Here is an 18,131-nt window from a genome sequence, read left to right on the forward strand (position 1 = left end):
GCGAACAGGTAACGTGCCTCACCTACCGATCCGATGATGGGAAGGACCGGCATGTTCCGCAAGGTACTGGTCGCCAACCGGGGTGAGATCGCCATCCGCGCGTTCCGCGCCGGATTCGAGCTCGGCGCGGGCACGGTGGCTGTGTTCCCGCACGAAGACCGCAATTCGCTCCACCGGCTGAAGGCCGACGAGGCCTATGAGATCGGCGAACCCGGTCATCCGGTGCGGGCCTATCTGTCGGTCGAGGAGATCGTGGCGGCCGCCAAGAAGGCGGGCGCGGACGCCGTTTACCCCGGCTACGGCTTCCTCTCCGAGAACCCCGACCTCGCGCGCGCGTGCGAAGAAGAAGGCATCACCTTCGTCGGGCCGAGCGCGGACATCCTCGAGCTGACCGGGAACAAGGCCCGCGCGGTCAAGGCCGCACGCGAGGCCGGAGTGCCGGTGCTGGGCTCGTCCGAACCCTCCTCCGACATCGACGCGCTGGTGGCCGCGGCCGAGGAGATCGGCTTCCCGGTCTTCGTGAAGGCCGTCGCCGGCGGTGGCGGGCGCGGGATGCGCCGCGTCGGGGACCCGGCACAGCTGCGCGAGTCCATCGAGGCCGCCGCGCGCGAGGCCGAGTCGGCCTTCGGCGACCCGACGGTGTTCATCGAGAAGGCCGTCGTCGAGCCCCGCCACATCGAGGTCCAGATCCTCGCCGACGGCGAGGGCAACGTGATTCACCTCTTCGAGCGCGACTGCTCGGTCCAGCGGCGGCACCAGAAGGTGATCGAGCTGGCCCCCGCGCCGAACCTGCCGTCCGAGTTGCGGGACCGGATCTGCGCGGACGCGGTCAAGTTCGCCCGCCAGATCGGTTACCGCAACGCCGGCACCGTCGAGTTCCTGCTCGACAAGGACGGCAACCACGTCTTCATCGAGATGAACCCGCGGATCCAGGTCGAGCACACGGTGACCGAGGAGGTCACCGACGTCGACCTCGTCCAGTCGCAGCTGCGCATCGCCTCCGGCGAGACACTCGACGACCTCGGGCTCTCGCAGGACAAGGTGTACCTGCGCGGTGCCGCCCTGCAGTGCCGCATCACCACCGAGGATCCCGCCAACGGGTTCCGCCCGGACACCGGGATGATCAGCGCGTACCGCTCGCCCGGCGGTTCCGGCATCCGCCTCGACGGGGGGACGGCGTTCGCCGGCACCGAGATCAGCGCGCACTTCGACTCGCTGTTGGTGAAGCTCAGCTGCCGCGGCCGCGACTTCAAGACCGCCGTCGGCCGCGCCCGCCGCGCCGTCGCCGAGTTCCGGATCCGCGGGGTGGCCACGAACATCCCGTTCCTGCAGGCCGTCCTCGACGATCCGGACTTCCGCGAAGGCCGGGTCACGACGTCGTTCATCGAGGAGCGCCCGCATCTGCTCACCGCGCGCCACTCGGCCGACCGCGGGACCAGGCTGCTGACCTACCTCGCCGACAAGACGGTCAACAAGCCGCACGGCGAGCGTCCGCGCACCCTCGAACCCCAGGTCAAGCTGCCGAAGCTGGCCAAGGACCTCGAACCGGCCCCCGGGTCGAAGCAGAAGCTCACCGAACTCGGCCCGGACGGCTTCGCGCGGTGGCTGCGGGAGTCGCCGACCATCGGGGTCACCGACACGACCTTCCGTGACGCGCACCAGTCCCTGCTCGCCACTCGCGTGCGGACCAAGGACCTTCTCGCCGTCGCGCCGGTGGTCGCGCGCACCACGCCGCAGCTGCTCTCGTTGGAGTGCTGGGGTGGTGCGACCTACGACGTCGCGTTGCGGTTCCTCGCCGAGGACCCGTGGGAGCGGCTGGCGAAGCTGCGGGAAGCGGTCCCGAACATCTGCCTGCAGATGCTGTTGCGCGGCCGCAACACCGTCGGTTACACGCCGTACCCCACCGAGGTGACCCATGCCTTCGTCGAGGAGGCGACGGCGACCGGTATCGACATCTTCCGGATCTTCGACGCGCTGAACGACGTCGAGCAGATGCGTCCGGCGATCGAGGCCGTGCGCGAGACCGGATCCGCCGTCGCCGAGGTCGCGCTCTGCTACACCTCGGACCTGTCGGACCCGGCCGAGAAGCTGTACACCCTGGACTACTACCTCAGGCTGGCGGAGCAGATCGTCGGCGCGGGGGCGCACGTCCTGGCCATCAAGGATATGGCGGGCCTGCTGCGGGCACCGGCGGCGGCACGGCTGGTTTCCGCGCTGCGCAAGGAATTCGACCTGCCGGTGCATATCCACACGCACGACACGGCGGGTGGCCAGCTGGCCACCTACCTCGCCGCGATCCAGGCGGGCGCGGACGCCGTCGACGGCGCTGTCGCCTCCATGGCGGGCACGACGTCGCAGCCGTCGCTGTCGGCGCTCGTCGCCGCCACCGACCACTCGGACCGGCCGACCGGGCTGGACCTGCAGGCCATCGGCGACCTGGAGCCGTACTGGGAGAGCGTGCGCAAGATCTACGCGCCGTTCGAGGCAGGGCTCGCCTCGCCGACCGGACGCGTGTACCACCACGAGATCCCGGGCGGGCAGCTGTCGAACCTGCGCACGCAGGCGATCGCGCTCGGCCTCGGCGAGCGGTTCGAGGACATCGAGGCGATGTACGCGGCCGCCGACAAGATCCTCGGTCACCTGGTGAAGGTCACGCCTTCGTCCAAAGTGGTCGGTGACCTCGCGCTGCACCTCGTGGGCGCGGGCGTCTCTCCGGAGGACTTCGAGGCGGAGCCGAACAAGTTCGACATCCCGGACTCGGTGATCGGCTTCCTGCGCGGTGAGCTGGGCGACCCGCCCGGCGGCTGGCCGGAACCGTTCCGTACCAAGGCCCTCGAAGGCCGCGCGCAACCGAAGCCGGTGCAGGAACTGTCCGAAGAGGACCGCAAGGGGCTGGCCGAGAACCGCCGTTCGACGCTGAACCGCTTGCTGTTCCCCGGGCCCACGAAGGACTTCGAGGCACACCGCGAGCAGTACGGTGACACCTCGGTGCTGCCGTCGAAGGACTTCTTCTACGGGCTGCGTCCGGGCGAGGAGTACTCGGTCGACCTGGAGCAGGGTGTCCGGCTGCTGATCGAGCTGGAGGCCATCGGCGAGGCCGACGAGCGCGGCATGCGCACGGTGATGGCCACGCTCAACGGCCAGCTGCGCCCGATCCAGGTCCGCGACACCTCGATCGCGTCCGACATCCCGGCGACGGAGAAGGCCGACAAGTCCGACCCGAAGCAGATCGCCGCGCCGTTCGCCGGTGTGGTCACGCTGCAGGTGTCCGACGGTGACGAGGTCGAAGCCGGTGCGACGGTCGCGACCATCGAGGCGATGAAGATGGAGGCGTCGATCACCGCGTCCACGGGCGGCAAGGTGTCGCGGCGCGCGATCAACGCCGTCCAGCAGGTCGAGGGCGGAGACCTGCTGCTCGTCCTGGAGTAACCCCCGATGCATTTCGTCCTCTAAGTGCGGTACTTGCGTGAGCAACTACCGCACTTAGAGGACTAATTGCGGTGAGGTGAGGCCGGGGGCGCACTAACCTGGGCCGGGTGCTGATCAACGCCGTACCCCAGTTTCAGGGCGCGCTGACCGAGCGTGCGCCGGAGTTGCCCGAAGGCTGCGTCGCGCTCGCCGAACTGGCGGGCCACGTGCTCGGCGTGCCGGTGCACCACATCCGGCAGACTCGCGAGACCTCACCCGTGGTCGACGGCGTCGCCAACCGCGCGGTCCTCACCGGCGAGAACCGGGCCGCGCAGCTCGCCGCGCTGGAGGCGCCCGGCGGGCCGGTGCTCACCATCGGCGGGGACTGCGGCGTCGAACTCGTCCCGATCGGCGTCGCCCGCCACCGGTTCGGGTCCGGTCTCGGCGTCGCCTGGTTCGACGCCCATGCCGATCTCAACACCGCTCAGACCTCGCCGTCGGGCGCGTTCCACGGCATGGTGCTGCGGTCGCTGCTCGGCGAGGGCGACCCGGAGTTCGCCGCCGACCCGCCGATCGAACCCGGCCGCGTCGTGCTCGCCGGTACCCGGGTCTTCGACGAGGCGGAGCGGGCCGTGGTCGACCGTGGGCTCGTGGTGGAGACCGCCGATCTCGCCGCCGGGCTGGCCGGCGCGGACAAGGTGTACGTCCATCTCGACCTCGACGTGCTCGACCCGGGGGAGTTCGACGGCTTGAACTACCCGGAGCCAGGTGGCTTGACGATCGAGCGCCTGGTGACGATGCTTCGCGGGCTGAGCGGTTTCGAGGTCGTCGGCGCGGGGATCACCGAATGCGCCGGGACCGAGGTCCGCGGTCTCGAGCCCGTGATCGAGGCTCTCGGGGAGTTGCTCACCGGAAAGCAGTGACGCTCCGTCACGGCGGTATCCCTTTCGGCCGTTCGTACGTACCGCGCGAGGCGTTTGCCGGGTATTTGTCAGCAAAGCGGCAAGAGACCGCGTGATTTTGTCACACGGTGACAAGAAATCGGTTTCTTCTGCGAAAGGTGACACATTCACGGCCACATCTCCGATGTGTTCGTTGTCACCTCACGACGAACGTGGGATGTCAGGACGCTGGGCGGAGCAAAGGAGCTGCGATGTCGGTGGAGCGCGGAATCGAACACGCTGCGCAGCCTCCCGCGGCACTTCCCCGCAAGCTCGCCGACATCCTGCGCCCGGAACTGGGCAGTCTCGCCAACGAGATCGTCGACGAGATCCGGGCGACGATTCCCGCGTACGCGCGCCCGCTCGACGGCCCGTACGGGAAGTCGATCCGCGCCGGCGTCGAGTACGCGATCACGTTGTTCGTCGCGCAGATCGCGGACCCCTCCGTCTCGAAGGAACAGTCACACGAGGTCCATCACCGGCTCGGGCAGAACGAGATGCGGGAAGGCCGCAGCCTCGACACCCTCCAGTCGGCGTACCGGGTCGGCGCCCGTGTTTCGTGGCGGCGCATCATGCGTGTCGGCAGGCGCAGCGGGCTCTCGTCCGCGGTGATGTCGCAACTGGCCGACGCCATGCTCGCGTTCATGGACGAGCTGGCGTCCGTCGCGTTGGACGGCTATCTCGAAGCGAAGGCACGCACGGCTGGGGCACTGGACACGTGGCGCCGCAAGCTGCTGCACCTGGTGCTGGAAACCCCGCCCGCGCCGTCGAAGGCGATCGCGGAACTCGCGCAGCTGACCGGCTGGACGATGCCCGAACGCGCGACGCCGGTGGTGCTGCAGCCGATCGACGACACCGTCAGACCCCGGCGGCACAACGTGGTGGATTCGGACGTCCTTGCCGAACTCGACTGTGCTGAGCCGCGTCTGCTCGTATCCGGCGAGATCTCCGGTGCCCGCCTGGCCACCTTGCAGGCCGCGCTGCCGGACTACCGGCTGTCGATCGGCCCGTGCCGCCGGCTGGACTCCGTCGCCGATTCCCTCCGCTGGGCTCGCGACGCCCTGCGCCTCTCCGAACGCGGGATCATCCAGGCCCGCCGCGTGATCCGCGCCGAAGACCACCTCTCGACCCTGCTCGTGAACGCCGACACCGCGCTGACCTGCCTCCTGCGCGACCGTCTTTTCGCACCGCTCGCCGAGATGACCGGGAAGCAGCAGGAACGGCTCCTCGAAACCCTTCGCGCCTGGCTCGACAGTCAGGGCAACGTCGTCGACATCGCCGAGCGGTTGCAGGTCCACCCGCAGACCGTCCGGTACCGCATGCGGCAGTTGCAGGCGACCTTCGGTGAGCACCTGCGTGACCCGGGGGCGCGGTTCGAGATGGAACTCGCGCTGCGAGCGGGTGTCGCGCCTGCCGCGTCGTCGGCGGGATACGCGCTGCCGGAGCTGCTGCCGTCGCCGCGCACGAGTCCACAGTGGACGCCCAGCGGATCCTGAGTCGCGCGGGCGACGGCCTCAGCGGCGCGCCACCGGCGGTTCCGAGTTCGGGCACTTGCGGACGTCGTCCCAGGGCAGGCCGACCTGGTTGACCCCGACACAGGCCTGGTTACCCGTGCCCGAACTCATTCCGGTCAGCAGCGAGTCGAGGTCTTCCTTGACCCCGCAGCCGGAGAAGGCGGGCAGGGTGAAGCCTCGGTAGGCGGGCTCCGGGTCGTTCGGATCGGTACGCAGCACGCCACCGTTGAACGGGTCCCAGTTCGGCCCGCGCAGGTTCAGCACGATCGGCTCGCTGGTCATGCAGTGGTCGCCGACGTCGAGGGTGACGCCGTTGATGGTGATGTTCTTCAGTTTCCCGAAGAGTTCGAGCCGCAGGATGGCCGTCGTCGTGGTGTCCCCGTGCAACATGGTCTCGACGTCGATGACGGTGTTGCCGGTCTTGTAGTCGGTCGGCAGGAGCTCCATCGTCCCGTTGATCGGCACGAAACCGAAGCCGAGGATCTTCACCTCGCTCGCCGGCATCATCGTGGAGCCGGTGGTGCGGTGTGGAGGCTCCGGGTAGAGGTAGTAGAAGGCGTTGAAGATGAACGAGGGGGTCAACCGGACGAGCGCGCCCAGTTTCGCCACCGTCGACGTGCCCTGCGTTTCGAAGGGCTGCAAGGGAATCACGGCGATCGGCTCTGGCGCCGGCTCTTCGTTCGCGGCGCGCGCTCCGGGCTCGGGCTTCTGCCCGGATTTTCCGGGCTGCGGCTTCGCGACGTTCAGTTTCATCAGCGTGACGCGGCCCAGTTCGCTGTTCTGATCCGGAGCCTGCTTGCAGGTGATCGGTTTCAGCGGCGGATCCGCCGGTACCCCGGTCAGCGTGAGGGACGGCGCGCCCGTGGTGAGCCGGAGTTCACCGGGGAGGCTCACCACGATGTCGGGCACCTTGCCCGTCGCGACCAGTTTCAGTTCACCGGCGGCGGGCACCTTGGTCGAGGGGATCTCGAGGGTCACCGGAACCGGGGTCTTCTTGTCCTCGTGCGTGGCCGTGAGTTCGAGCGTCACCGCGCCCGCTACTTCGGTGAGGCCGGTCAGCGTGCCTTCTCCGATGGTGAAAGTGAGAGAGAAGTCCTTGACCTGTAAAGGTTTTCCAGTCGGGACGACCTTCGGCAGGGTGGCCTGGACGTCCATGGTGACCGGACGCTCGCCGACCGGATCCGCGAAGACACAGGTGTTCGTCAGGGTCTGGCGCGCAAAGGCGGCGCCCTGCAATAGCGGTGGCCTCGGCGAGGTCGCCGGATCGGTCGCGGCCGAAGAGGCCAGCGCGCCGTTCACCCCAGCGAGCAGGATCACGCCCGCCAGAACGGGAAACCTCCCGAGTGCCCGGCGAACCTGCTGCGTCATCTGGGTTCCTCTCGAATCCGGTGGTGGAGACCGTGCGGGGCGGGCGTCCCCGCCCCGCACGGATGGTTCATCAGGTGATGGTGATGGACGGGGTGAACGCCCGGTTCTGCGCCGGGTTGGTGTTCTTCACGGTGCAGTTGAAGCTCCAGGCGGTCCAGGAACCATCCTTCTTGTGGAACTCCAGCGGTGCGCTGATCGTGGTGCCCAGGCTGGCGGTCGCCGAGCCGGGCGTGCCGGCGGTGAAGGTGGGAACGCCGGTGCCCGTGTCCTGGACGATGTTGAACGTCCGCGCTCCCGGCACGTACGGGGTGACCTGTGTCGGGACGTCGAGGTTCGTCACCGTCGCCGAAGCGGGGGTGGCGTTGGTGACGGTGACCGGCATGTTCACCTTGCCGCGGACGCCGTCGTAGTTGGCGCTGTTGAGCAGCGCGTTGATGGTGGCGCTGATCGTCGCGGTGCCCGAGATGTTCGACGGCGTGAAGGTGCCGCCCGAGGCGACCGAAGCCGGTCCGTCGAACTTGGCCGTCACGTCCAGCTGCTGCTGGCCGATGGCGGGAAAGTTGCACATGTACGCGACTTTGCCCGTCGTGTAGGGGGTGAGGGCCGAGGCCGTTCCGGCGGTGAGGCCTGCGACCGCGCCGAACACGACGGCGGTGGTGGCGACACCGGCTGACAACCTGCCAAGTCTGCGGGACATACCTGTCATCTCCTTTGATCCAGTTTACGTCTCGGACGGCTTTCCCCATGCGCCTTTCGGCGATATTTTCTGATCTTTTATGCTCGACTCGAGTCGACTATCTCGGTGGTGGGGTAAACCGAGGTTACCCGCGAGTTATGTACGTAACAAGGATTCATGTCGACATGTTTCCGGGTGGGTGAGGGATCCGTTCTTTCTTGTCAGTGGGTGCTGAATGCGATTATGAAGTTTGTCCGAGGATGACAAAGCGACGGCCGATCGGCGGAATCGGGTTAACATTTCGCGTATGGCTTCAGTCAATCGACGATCCGCGACCCGGCGCGTGGCGAGTACCGCGATAGCCGTAATGATCGCCACGGTTTCCCTGTCCGGTACCGCCGACGCCGCGCCGACCGGCGAACCGCGCCCGTGGGGAAGCAACGACTACCAGCAGGGGCAGGGCACGGTGCCCGTCTCGGCGTTCGGCGCGAGCGCGGTCTCCGCCGGCGGGATCACCCATCTGGCCCTCAAGGACGGAGGTGTGGTCGCCTGGGGCAACAACAGCTACGGTCAGGCCACCGTGCCGGCCGCGGCCACGTCGGGGGTCTCGGCGATCGCCGCGGGCTGGGCACACGGACTCGCGCTCAAGAACGGCGGCGTCCTCGCCTGGGGCAACGGTTTCTACGGCCAGAACGTCGTCCCGGCCGCCGCGACGTCCGGCGTCACCGCGATCTCCACCAGCGCCTACTTCAATCTCGCCCTCAAGAACGGGGGAGTGCTGAGCTGGGGTTCGCGGACCGCCGTCCCCACCACGGTTTCCTCGGGTGTCACCGCGATCGCCGCCGGCGTCGACCACGGCCTCGCCCTCAAGAACGGCGGCGTCCTCGGCTGGGGTGGCAACTCGAAGGGGCAGATCACCGTGCCGTCGGCGGCGACGTCCGGGGTGACGGCGATCTCGGCCGGGTTCCGGCACAGTATCGCGTTGAAGAACGGCGGGGTCCTCGCCTGGGGCGACAACACCTACGGCCAGGCGACGGTTCCGCCGGAGGCGCAGTCGGACGTCGTCGCCATCGACTCCGGCTACAACCACAACGTCGTGCTGAAGGCCGACGGAAGCGTCTTCGCCTGGGGCAGCAACCTGAAGCAGGAGAGCCGGGACACCAGCTCGGAACCGCCGATGGACATGTGGAAGTTCTCCGGCGTGTGCACTCCGGTCTACGCCGTTTCCGCTGGTGACGGCACCGGGGTCGCGCTGGTCGACCCCACGGCGCCGCAGTTCTGCTGAGGCGTTCCGCCGTTAGTGAGGGCCTCCTTGCCTACTCTGACGGTAGGGAAGGAGGCCTTCGCTACCGTCAGATGTGATCCTTGGTGACAGTGGGACGGCTGTGACATCAACGTCCCGTCTTGAAGTCCGTGAAGGCCTCCTTGAGGGACCCAGAGTCCCTCAAGGAGGCCTTCACGGACTTACCACCCACCACGCCACCTTTGCCTTACCCCTCAATAGAACGCTCATTATCACTCACGACCCTCTCCCAAAACCGCGCAAAACGCCTCAAACAGGCGTCATGGTCGTGGGAAGTGTCCCTTAAGGACAATCAAGAGTGAGCTGATCGAGGTCAGGGTGCGGTGAGGTCGCGACGATGGAGGAATCGGGACGTTGAGTGTCCCGATTCCTCCATCGTCGATCCCGTCAACGGCTGAACCGTCTCCCGGCTCTGAGCACGCGACACCCTACGGGGGTGAGTGGTAGCGGGCGGGTTGTGAAGGCCTCCTTGAGGGAATCAGATTCCCTCAAGGAGGCCTTCACGGCCCGAAAATGCCACCACGATGCTCAGCGGCACCACTCACGAGCCTTACGCCATCAGACGTTCGACTTCATGTCCAAGTTGATCGTGTTGCCCGGACCGGAGATCAACGCCCCCAGCGCGAGGTCGTTGATGAAGCAGTCCTTGAACTCCGGGATGGTGAACACGCCCGACGACGGGATGGACGGGGCGAACAGGTCGACGTTCTTCGACACCAGGGTCAGGTCGAGCGGCTTGACCGTCTTGCAGGCGCTCGGCGCCGTCGGCAGCGGGATGACCGGCCAGAACAGGCCGACCACGATGTTGTCGATCAGCATGTTCGCCTGCGAATGCGTGGTCAGGTCGCCGTTGGCCAGCGTGCCGGTGACCGGGCCGGTCGGCTCGATCCGTACGCGGGCCTTGATCTTGAAGACGCCCGAGACCAGCGAGATGTTCGCCGTCGAGGGCGGCAGGGACAGGTTGCCTCGGATCCCGACGTTGTCACCGTCGATGACGAGGGCGCCGTCGAGCTGGCCTGGGCCGAGGTCGAGGGTGCCGCCGGTCTTCTTCACCGTGGTCTTGCCGGTGACGGTGTAGGACACCGGGATCTCCACCGGATCGTCCGCGAGGGCGGGGGTGGCGGCGAGGCTGCCCGCCACGGCGATCGCGGAAGTGAGCGCTACGACCGTTCCGAGACGGCGACGGGCGGTTTTCGGGCGCGTTCGACCGAACATGGGTATCTCCTCGTTTTCTCTCCTGTTTTATAACGCGGACGAAAGGGGGATTGACCGGTTTGTCACCGGGGGACGAGCTCGGTGATGACCCAGTTTTCGCCTTCACGTTCGGCGGTGACCGAAAGCTGTGCGGCGGCCGTTGTCGACGAATTGTTGTCGGCTCTCGTCGCCGCTTGATCGAGGAATACCAGCAGCCTCGCTTTGCCACCGCCGAGTTCCTGGACCGCCGAGGACGAGACGCGGGTCGTGAGGACGAGTTTCTGCGCCGGAGCCTTTTCCCTGACCTGGGTGAACAACTGGTTGTAGGACTCCAGCGCCTTACCTCTCAGCGCCGAGGCGGCCGCCTTTTCGGTGACGTCGGTCCGGTCGTAGGAATAGGAGAAGATCTTGTTGAGCGCCACCGTCACCGCCGAGTTCACCTCGGCTGTCGCGCCGACGTCGGTGAGCGCGGTGTTGGCCGCCGACGGCGTCGCCGAGATCGACTTCGCCTCCAGCGTGAACCACACCCCGGCCGCCGCGATCACGACCGCCGCGACCAGCAGGATCAGCGGCAGCTTCGGACGGCGGCCCGGTGTTTCGGTGACCTCGTCCGTGACGGCTTCGGTCTCGGTTTCCGTCTCGGCGATGGTCTCGGCGGTGGGTTCGGTGTCGGCGGTGGCGGTCATCGCGCACCCACCGGGAGCTGGTCGAGCGCGCTGAGTTTCCAGCCTTCGCCGGTCCTGGTCAGCCCGGCGGCGAACCGGTTGCGCTTCGTCGTCGGCGCCGCGCCTTCCTTCGCCATGGTGATCTCCACCGAAGCCAGCATCTTGGCCGTTCCCGCGTGGTCGTCCAGCTCACTGATCGCCGCGTCGAGCACCTTGCCGGTCGACACCGTCGCGTCCTTGGCCAGCGTCTGCTTCGTCGCGTCGTCGGTCTTGCCCAGCTGATCGCGCAGCGGACCGGTCGACGCGGCGAGCCAGTCGGCGATGCCCTGGTCGACGCGGTGGTGGTCGAGGCTGGTCAACCGGGCGACCAGTTCACGGCCGGTCTTCAGCGCGTCGTCCCGCGAGCTCCCGTAGGTCACGGCCTCGGACCCCGTCGCGGTGAACCAGGTGTACCCGGCCCATCCGGTGAACGCGCAGGCCGCGGCGAGCACGGCGATCGCGATCTTCAGTTGCGCAGCCACAACATCTCCTCGAGGCTGGTGGACGTCGGCTGGCCGTCGGCGCCGAAGCCGCCGGGGACGGCGGCGGGCGGTACGCCGCCCTTCGGCGCGTTCTGCGAGCCGCGGACCGAACTCGGGTTGCCCTTTTCGAGCGTGCACGCGGCACCGGTGTTGAACGGCAGCGCCGAGAGTTCCCGGCTGCTGCGGACCTGCGTTTCGCCGTAGCCCTTGGTGCACGGCATCGGCTCGAAGAAGGTCAGTACCAGCCCGATCTTCCCGGTCTCGTCGATCGCCGTGTCGACCGCGGAGACCGCCTTCGGGACGTTGATCAGCAGCTGCCGGAGGCCGTCGGTGCGTGCGGAGAACACGTGCGAGGTGGTGAGCAGGTTCGCCAGCAGGATCGGCAGCCCCGGCTCGTTGTCCCGCAGCAGCCCCGAGATCTGCGTCGCCGCCTCGGGCGCGGTCGTGATCAGCTTGCGGAGGTCACCGTCCGAACGGGACAGTTGCTCCGCGAACTGCTTGGCGTTGTCACTGAACTGCCGCCACGCCTGCGACGAGTCGACCTGGGTCTTCAGCACGGTGGAGCCGTCGGTGAGCAGTTTCTCCGTCTGCGGCAGGTGGTTCGCGGCCTGCTTGGTGAAGTCGGTGGTGGAGTCCAGCAGCACCTGGAGGTTCGCGCCGGAACCGCGCAGGGCGTTGTCGAGTTCGTTGACGACGGTCCGCAGATCCTCGGTCGGCACGGACGCGGTCAGCGAGTCCAGGTCGGTCAGCAGATGCTGCACCGGAAGCGGAACGGCCGTCGCCTCCCGGGGGATGACCGAACCGTCGGCGAGGAACGGCCCGTCACCGGTGCGCGGCTGCAGGTCGACGAACTGCTCGCCGACCGCGGACCGGTTCGCCACGACGGCGCGTGAGTTCGCCGGGATCGGCGGCGCGTCGTCGTCGATCAGCAGATCCGCCTCCATCCCGCCTTCGGTGAGCCGCAGGTCGCCGACCCGGCCGACGGCGACGCCGCGGTAGGTCACCTCGCCATTGGTGAACAGCCCGCCGCCATCGGTCAGCGCGAGCTTCACGGTGTACCCGCTCGCACCGAAAAGCCGGTCGAGCCCCGCGTAGCTGGCCCCCACGAACGCCGTCGTCGCGAGCGCGATGATGACGAAGGCGATCACCTGGATCCGGACACGGATGGTGAGCATCAGCTACCTCCGGAGGGCGGTAGCGGCAGGGTCGGGAGTCCCGGCGGGACACCTTCACCGGGCGGCGGGAGTTCGACGCCCGGCGCGGGGATCATCGACGCGTAGACGTTCAGGTAGTCGCCCTTGATCCCGTCGAGGACCGCGTCGGTGAACGGGAACGTCGGCAGGATCTCCAGCGACTGCGGCAGGCTCTGTCCCGCGTCGGCCAGGCGCTTGAGGATCGGCGCGAGCGCGGTCAGATCCGCGACGAGGTCGTCCCGGCTCTTCTTGATCACGTCGACGCCGACGCCGGAAAGCCGGTCCAGCGACTGCAGCATCGAAACCAGCTGGGTGCGCTGTTCCGACAGGCTCTTGAGGCCGGGGGTGAGATCGGTGAGGGCGCCCTCGACCTGCGTCTTCCGGTTGGCCAGTGTCGCCGACAGCCGGTTGAGCCCGTCGAGCGCCGAGGTGATGTCGGAGCGGTGCGAGTCCAGGTTGGACACCAGCTGCTCCACAGTGGACAGGAACGAGCGGATCTCCTCCTCGTTGCCGTCCATCACCTTCGACAGCTCTCGGTTGATGGTCTGCAACTGGCCGATCCCACCGCCGTTGAGCAGCAGGGAAAGCGCGCCGAAGACCTCCTCGAACTCGGGGTTGCGGTTCGTGTTCGCGACGGGGATCACCCCGCCGTTGCCGAGCCTGCCTTCCGCCTTCGCCGCGCTCGGCGCGAGTTCGATGAACTTCTCACCGAGGAGGCTGGATTGCCGCAGCCGCGCGATGGCGTTGGCCGGCAGGTGGACGTCACCGTTGACCGCCAAGACGGTTTCGGCCGTCCAGCCGTCCTCGCCGAGCTTGATCGTCTCGACCCGGCCGACCGGGACGTCGCCCACCTTCACCGCCGCCTGGGGGACCAGGTCGAGGACGTCGGCGAATTGCACGGTCACCCGGTACGGATGGTCGCCGATGTCCGCGCCGCCGGGGAGCGGCAGGTCGTAGACGCCCTTGAAGTCGGAGGAACAACCGGTGAGCGCGACACAGCACGCGGCGAGCACGGCGATCGACCGTTTCGTGGCCATCAGCGCCCCCCGGTGTAGGTGTCGCCGGCGACCGGCAGCGGGAGCGGGGCGTATTCGAGCAGGTTGCCGCGGCTTTGCAGCTTCCCGGTCTTCGGGTCGACGGCTTCGAGCACGTTCGTCACCGCCAGCGGGATGGTGTCGAGGGTTTCGGCCAGCGCGGCGCGTTTGTCGACCAGCGTCCCGGTGGTCACCGCGAGCTTGTCCACATTGGACTTGATCAGTGCGCGGTTGTCGCGGATGAACTGCTGGATCTCGGCCAGCGCGCTCCCGAGACCGGTGAGCGCCTTGGCGAGTTCGTCCTTGTTCTGCGCGAGGGTTCCGGTCACCGAGGCCAGCTGCCGGTTGATCTCGCTGACGTTCCGGTCGTTGGTCGCCAGCATCGAGGTGAACCGCTGCAGTTCGTCGACGGTGGCGAAAAGGCTCTCCGAGTTCCCGGACAGGGTCCTGGCGAGATCGGCGAAGTTGCGCACGGATTCGTTGAACGGCTTCCCGTTGCCCTGCAGGTTCTTCGCGCCGGTGCGCAGCAGTTCCGAAAGCGCGCCGTCGGCGTTCGCGCCCTGGGGGCCGAGTGCCTTGGCGAGGGTGTCGAGGCTGGAGTAGAGCTGGTCGAGTTCCACCGGCGTGCCGGTGCGCTCGACCGGGATCACCGCGCCGCCGTCCAGCCGGTTCCCCGCCCGGGTGAGTTTGGTGAACTGGACGTACCGGTCGGCCACCACGCTCGGCGCGACGACCAGGACGCCCGAGTCGGCCGCGATCGGCGTCGAGCCCTCGACCGTCAGGACGACCTTGACCTGTTCCCCTTCCGGGGTCACCGATTCGACCTGGCCGACCCGGACGCCGAGCACCCGGACGTCCGATCCACTGTAGACACCGACCGCGCGCGAGAAGTACACGGTGACGCGGTCGAGCCCGCTGCCGGAGAAGATCCACCAGAGGCCGCCGACGACGACCAAGGCCAGCACGAGTGCCAGCGTGACGAACCTGCTGATCATCGGCCACCTCCCGGCATCTTCGGGGTGCACGGGTCCCGGTTCTCCGGGACGAGCCCGCACAGGTAGCTGTCCACCCAGCGTCCGTTGCCGAGCGAGTTGTTCACCACGCGGAAGTAGGGCCCGGCGAGGTCGAGACTCTTGGCGAGATTGTCGTTCTGCCGCTGCAGGATGTCGGTCACCTCTCCGAGCTGGCTGAGCGCGCCGCCGAGCTGGTCCTTGTTGTCCGCCACCAGGCCCGACAGCTGAGTGGCGAGCTCTTGCGAGCCGGTCAGCAGGTCGTGGATCGCCTGCCGCCGGTTGTCCAGCTCGGTCAGCAGGAGGTTGCCGTCCGCGAGGAGCTTGGCGAAGTCGTCGTTCGAGTTCGCGAGCGTCGTGGTGAGGCCGTGCGCGTTGGACAGCAGGCTGGCGAGTTCGTTGTCCCGCGACGACACGGTCTTCGACAGCGACGTCAGCCCGTCGAGTGCCTTCCGGATGTGCTCCGGCGAATTCTTGAACGTGTCGCTGAGCGTGGTGAAGCTTTCCGCGAGCTGACCGGTGTCGATCGCGCCCGCGGTGTCGGCCAGCCCGTTGAACGCCTCGGTGACGTCGTAGGGGGTCACGGTCCGGGTGCGCGGGATGGTCTGCTTCGGGTTCTGCACCGTCTCGCCGGTCGGGCGCAAGGCGAGGAACTTCCGGCCGAGCAGGGTCTTGATCTTGATCTCGGCGGCGGTCTTGTCGCCGACCCACGCGTCCTTGACCCGGAAGCTGACCAGTACGTGGTCTTCGGCCAGCTCGACGGCGCTCACCTCGCCGACCTTGATCCCGGCGATGCGGACCTCGTCGTCGGCCTGCAAGCCTGCCGCTTCGGAGAATTCCGCCTGGTAGGTGGTTCCGGCGCCGATGATCGGGAGGTTCTCGTAGTTCAACGTCGCGACCAGCAGCCCGGCGGCGACGGCGCTGCCGACGAGACCGACGACGATCGGGTTCCGTTCCTTGAAGGGTTTCACGACGTGCACCTCTCCGCCGTCGCCGGTACCCCGCGGGGAGGGGTGCTCCGGAGCACGGCCGAGCACAGATAGAAGTTCATCCAAGATCCGTAGGAGCTGATCCGCCCCAGTTCGTTCAGTTTCTTCGGGAGCACGGTGAGGGACTGCTCGACGTCGTCCTTGCCCTTCACGAGTTGTCCCGAGAGCAGACCGAGGCCGTTGATGCTGTCCTTGAGCGGCTGCCTGCCCTGTTCGAGCAGACCGGCCGTGGCGGTGGTGAGTTCGGCGAGGCCGGAGACCGCTTCGCCGATCTCGGCGCGGTCACCGGCCAGCCCGGAGACCAGCTCGCGCAGCGTGGAGACCAGGGTGGCCAGCGCGTCGCCTTTGCCGTTGATGGTCTTCAGCACCGTGTTCAGGTTCGTGATCACGTCGCCGATCACCTTGTCGCGGCCCGCGAGCGTGGTGGTCAGTGAACCCGTGTGCGCCAGCAGGCTTTCCACGGTGCCGCCCTCGCCTTGGAGTACCTGGACGATCTCGCCGGAGAGCTGGTTGACGTCCTTGGGGGACAACGCCTGGAACAGCGGTTTGAAGCCGTTGAACAACTCCGTGAGGTCCAGCGCGGGCGTGGTGCGCTCCAGTGGGATCTCGGCTCCTGGCTCCAGGAGCCCGCCCGTCCCCTTGCCGCGTTCGAGCGCGATGTAGCGCTGGCCGACCATGTTGCGGTACTTGATGACGGCGCTCACGTCGGCGGGCAGCCTGCGCTGGGAGTCGAGGGAGAACTTGATCCGCGCGTAAGTGTGGTCGGCGATCTCGAGTTCCTCGATCTGGCCGACCCGCACCCCGGAGATCCGGACGTCGTCGCCGACGTTCAGTGACGTCGCGTCGAGGAATTTCGCGCTGTAGGTCCTGGTGTCGCCGAGGCCGGTGTTCGTGATGGACACCGCCAGCAGCACCGTGGCCAGTGTCGTGACGACGACGAAGATCAGCCCCTTGATCAGCGGGCTCACGAAGTTCCTCATCGCAGGGTCACCTCCGTTCCCCGGTAGAGCGGGCCGACGAGCACGCTGCCCCAGGCGGGAACCTGATCGGCCGGGACACCGACCGACGGCGCGACCAGGGTGGAGATCAGTTGCCTTTCCTGTGGCGAGTTCGCGAGGCCGAGGTCACCCTGCACACCTGGGAGCGCGGCACGCGGCTCGCCGGTCGTCTGGATTCCTTGGCCCATCAGGCCGTTCGAGGGATAGCAGCGTGGTTCGCCGGTGGCGTTGTAGACCGGGTCGTCCTTGCCGGGGACGTATTTCCCGCGCGGCTGGCTGATGGTGATCTCCGCGTGCAGCCCGGGTTCGCCGGTGCCCGCGCCCAGGACCTTGTCCATCTGCGGCTTCAGCTTGGCCAGCGCGTCCAGTGTGCAGGCGAAACTCGGCGAGTATTTCGCGCCGATCTCCAGCGGTGCCCGGCTGTCGACCGCGAGCGCGATGATGTTGGCGCGGTTGTTCGTGAGGAACGTCGTGACGTGCTGGGAGGACGACGTCACCTGCTGGTACACGGTCGCCAGTTCGGCTCGTTTCTCCTGGACGGTGTCGAGGGTGACCGCCGAGGCGCTCAGCGCGTCGAGCAGATCCGGCGCGATGTCGCCGTACAGCCGGGAAACCGTCGCGAGGTCGCGGATGTTCTCGTTCAACGTCGGGAGGTTCGGGTTGAACTTCTGGAGGTAGTCGGCCGCGGTGGCCAGGGTGTCGCCGATCTGGTCGCCGCGGCCCTCCAGCGCGGTGGCGACGGTGGTCAAGGTGGTGGCGAGTTTCTGTGGCTGTACCGCTTTGAGCAGGGGCAACAGGTTGTCGAAGACGCGCTCCAGTTCGATCGCGTTGGCCGAGCGGTCCTGCGTGATCACGTCACCGGAGGCGAGCGGCCCCACCTTCGAACCGTCCGGAATGGACAGTTGCACGTACCGCTCGCCGAACAGGGTCTTCGGCACGAGCAGCGCGGACACGTTCTTCGGCAGCTGGGCGACCTTGCCGGGCTCCATGGCCAGGTCGATCTCCGCGCCACCCGGCGTCGCGCGGACGTCACGGATCTCGCCGACCACCACGCCGCGCGCCTTGACCTGTCCGCCGGTGCGCAACTGGTTGCCGACCCGGTCCGCCTGCAGCGTCACCGGCACGGATTCGACGAAATCCTTGCGGTAGATCTTGATCGACAGCAGCACGAGGGCGGACATCACCACGAGGAACAGCACCCCGGCTGTCCTGACCCCGGCCTTGCGCAGCCCGCGCCGGCTCATGCCTCCTCCTCGTACGGGGTCACTTCGCGTCGCATGAGCGGGCACTGTGTTGATGATTCGCTCGCAGGCTCGC

At 67.7% G+C, this 18,131-nt stretch carries 15 protein-coding genes; 4 read left to right on the plus strand and 11 right to left on the minus strand.

The features are described from left to right. Positions 1 to 51 precede the first annotated feature (51 nt). The 3 genes from ACZ7KI_RS28535 to ACZ7KI_RS28545 all read left to right on the plus strand — a co-directional run bounded on the left by ACZ7KI_RS28535 (position 52) and on the right by ACZ7KI_RS28545 (position 5,845). Positions 52 to 3,429, plus strand: a complete 3,378-nt coding sequence (locus tag ACZ7KI_RS28535) for a pyruvate carboxylase (RefSeq protein WP_470276145.1) — start codon at positions 52 to 54, stop codon at positions 3,427 to 3,429. Between the two features lie 107 nt (positions 3,430 to 3,536). Then, the gene (locus ACZ7KI_RS28540) at positions 3,537 to 4,331 is read left to right on the plus strand and encodes an arginase family protein (protein WP_470276146.1); all 795 of its coding nucleotides are present in this window, start codon (positions 3,537 to 3,539) and stop codon (positions 4,329 to 4,331) included. Positions 4,332 to 4,561: 230 nt separating this feature from the next. Beyond that, the gene (locus ACZ7KI_RS28545) at positions 4,562 to 5,845 is read left to right on the plus strand and encodes a PucR family transcriptional regulator (protein ID WP_470276147.1); all 1,284 of its coding nucleotides are present in this window, start codon (positions 4,562 to 4,564) and stop codon (positions 5,843 to 5,845) included. Between the two features lie 18 nt (positions 5,846 to 5,863). Here the strand turns inward: ACZ7KI_RS28545 and ACZ7KI_RS28550 are convergent, their stop codons facing one another. After that, positions 5,864 to 7,231 (minus strand): DUF6801 domain-containing protein, encoded by a 1,368-nt coding sequence (locus ACZ7KI_RS28550; protein ID WP_470276148.1) that lies wholly within the window; start codon positions 7,229 to 7,231, stop codon positions 5,864 to 5,866. Between the two features lie 70 nt (positions 7,232 to 7,301). After that, positions 7,302 to 7,928, minus strand: a complete 627-nt coding sequence (locus tag ACZ7KI_RS28555) for a DUF6801 domain-containing protein (RefSeq protein WP_470276149.1) — start codon at positions 7,926 to 7,928, stop codon at positions 7,302 to 7,304. A 346-nt stretch (positions 7,929 to 8,274) separates the two neighbouring features. Here ACZ7KI_RS28555 and ACZ7KI_RS28560 point away from each other — a divergent pair, with 346 nt between their 5' ends. Beyond that, positions 8,275 to 9,192 (plus strand): RCC1 domain-containing protein, encoded by a 918-nt coding sequence (locus ACZ7KI_RS28560; RefSeq protein ID WP_470276249.1) that lies wholly within the window; start codon positions 8,275 to 8,277, stop codon positions 9,190 to 9,192. Positions 9,193 to 9,768: 576 nt separating this feature from the next. Here the strand turns inward: ACZ7KI_RS28560 and ACZ7KI_RS28565 are convergent. From ACZ7KI_RS28565 to ACZ7KI_RS28605, 9 genes are all read right to left on the minus strand, one after another. Beyond that, a complete protein-coding gene (locus ACZ7KI_RS28565) occupies positions 9,769 to 10,425 on the minus strand; it encodes a hypothetical protein (RefSeq protein ID WP_470276150.1) in 657 nt (218 codons plus the stop codon). 62 nt (positions 10,426 to 10,487) lie between these two features. Then, the gene (locus ACZ7KI_RS28570; RefSeq protein ID WP_470276151.1) at positions 10,488 to 11,090 is read right to left on the minus strand and encodes a hypothetical protein; all 603 of its coding nucleotides are present in this window, start codon (positions 11,088 to 11,090) and stop codon (positions 10,488 to 10,490) included. Continuing rightward, positions 11,087 to 11,590 (minus strand): hypothetical protein, encoded by a 504-nt coding sequence (locus tag ACZ7KI_RS28575; protein ID WP_470276152.1) that lies wholly within the window; start codon positions 11,588 to 11,590, stop codon positions 11,087 to 11,089. Before ACZ7KI_RS28575 ends, ACZ7KI_RS28570 begins: the two co-directional genes overlap by 4 nt. Continuing rightward, positions 11,575 to 12,765 carry an MCE family protein gene (locus ACZ7KI_RS28580; RefSeq protein ID WP_470276153.1) on the minus strand — a complete coding sequence of 397 codons (1,191 nt, stop codon included), beginning with the start codon at positions 12,763 to 12,765 and terminating at the stop codon, positions 11,575 to 11,577. The genes ACZ7KI_RS28575 and ACZ7KI_RS28580 overlap by 16 nt, the downstream gene beginning before the upstream one ends. Further along, a complete protein-coding gene (locus tag ACZ7KI_RS28585; RefSeq protein WP_470276154.1) occupies positions 12,765 to 13,820 on the minus strand; it encodes an MCE family protein in 1,056 nt (351 codons plus the stop codon). Before ACZ7KI_RS28585 ends, ACZ7KI_RS28580 begins: the two co-directional genes overlap by 1 nt. Then, the gene (locus ACZ7KI_RS28590) at positions 13,820 to 14,812 is read right to left on the minus strand and encodes an MCE family protein (RefSeq protein ID WP_470276155.1); all 993 of its coding nucleotides are present in this window, start codon (positions 14,810 to 14,812) and stop codon (positions 13,820 to 13,822) included. The genes ACZ7KI_RS28585 and ACZ7KI_RS28590 overlap by 1 nt, the downstream gene beginning before the upstream one ends. Further along, on the minus strand, positions 14,809 to 15,798 hold the full coding sequence (locus tag ACZ7KI_RS28595; RefSeq protein WP_470276156.1) for an MCE family protein: 990 nt from the start codon (positions 15,796 to 15,798) through the stop codon (positions 14,809 to 14,811). The genes ACZ7KI_RS28590 and ACZ7KI_RS28595 overlap by 4 nt, the downstream gene beginning before the upstream one ends. After that, positions 15,795 to 16,796, minus strand: coding sequence for an MCE family protein (locus ACZ7KI_RS28600; RefSeq protein ID WP_470276157.1), 1,002 nt, complete (start codon positions 16,794 to 16,796; stop codon positions 15,795 to 15,797). The genes ACZ7KI_RS28595 and ACZ7KI_RS28600 overlap by 4 nt, the downstream gene beginning before the upstream one ends. Then, complete coding sequence (locus tag ACZ7KI_RS28605; RefSeq protein WP_470276158.1) at positions 16,793 to 18,058, minus strand: MCE family protein; 1,266 nt, start codon at positions 18,056 to 18,058, stop codon at positions 16,793 to 16,795. Before ACZ7KI_RS28605 ends, ACZ7KI_RS28600 begins: the two co-directional genes overlap by 4 nt. Between the last annotated feature and the right edge of the window lie 73 nt (positions 18,059 to 18,131).

This window comes from Amycolatopsis sp. NPDC039088 (genome assembly GCF_055598845.1).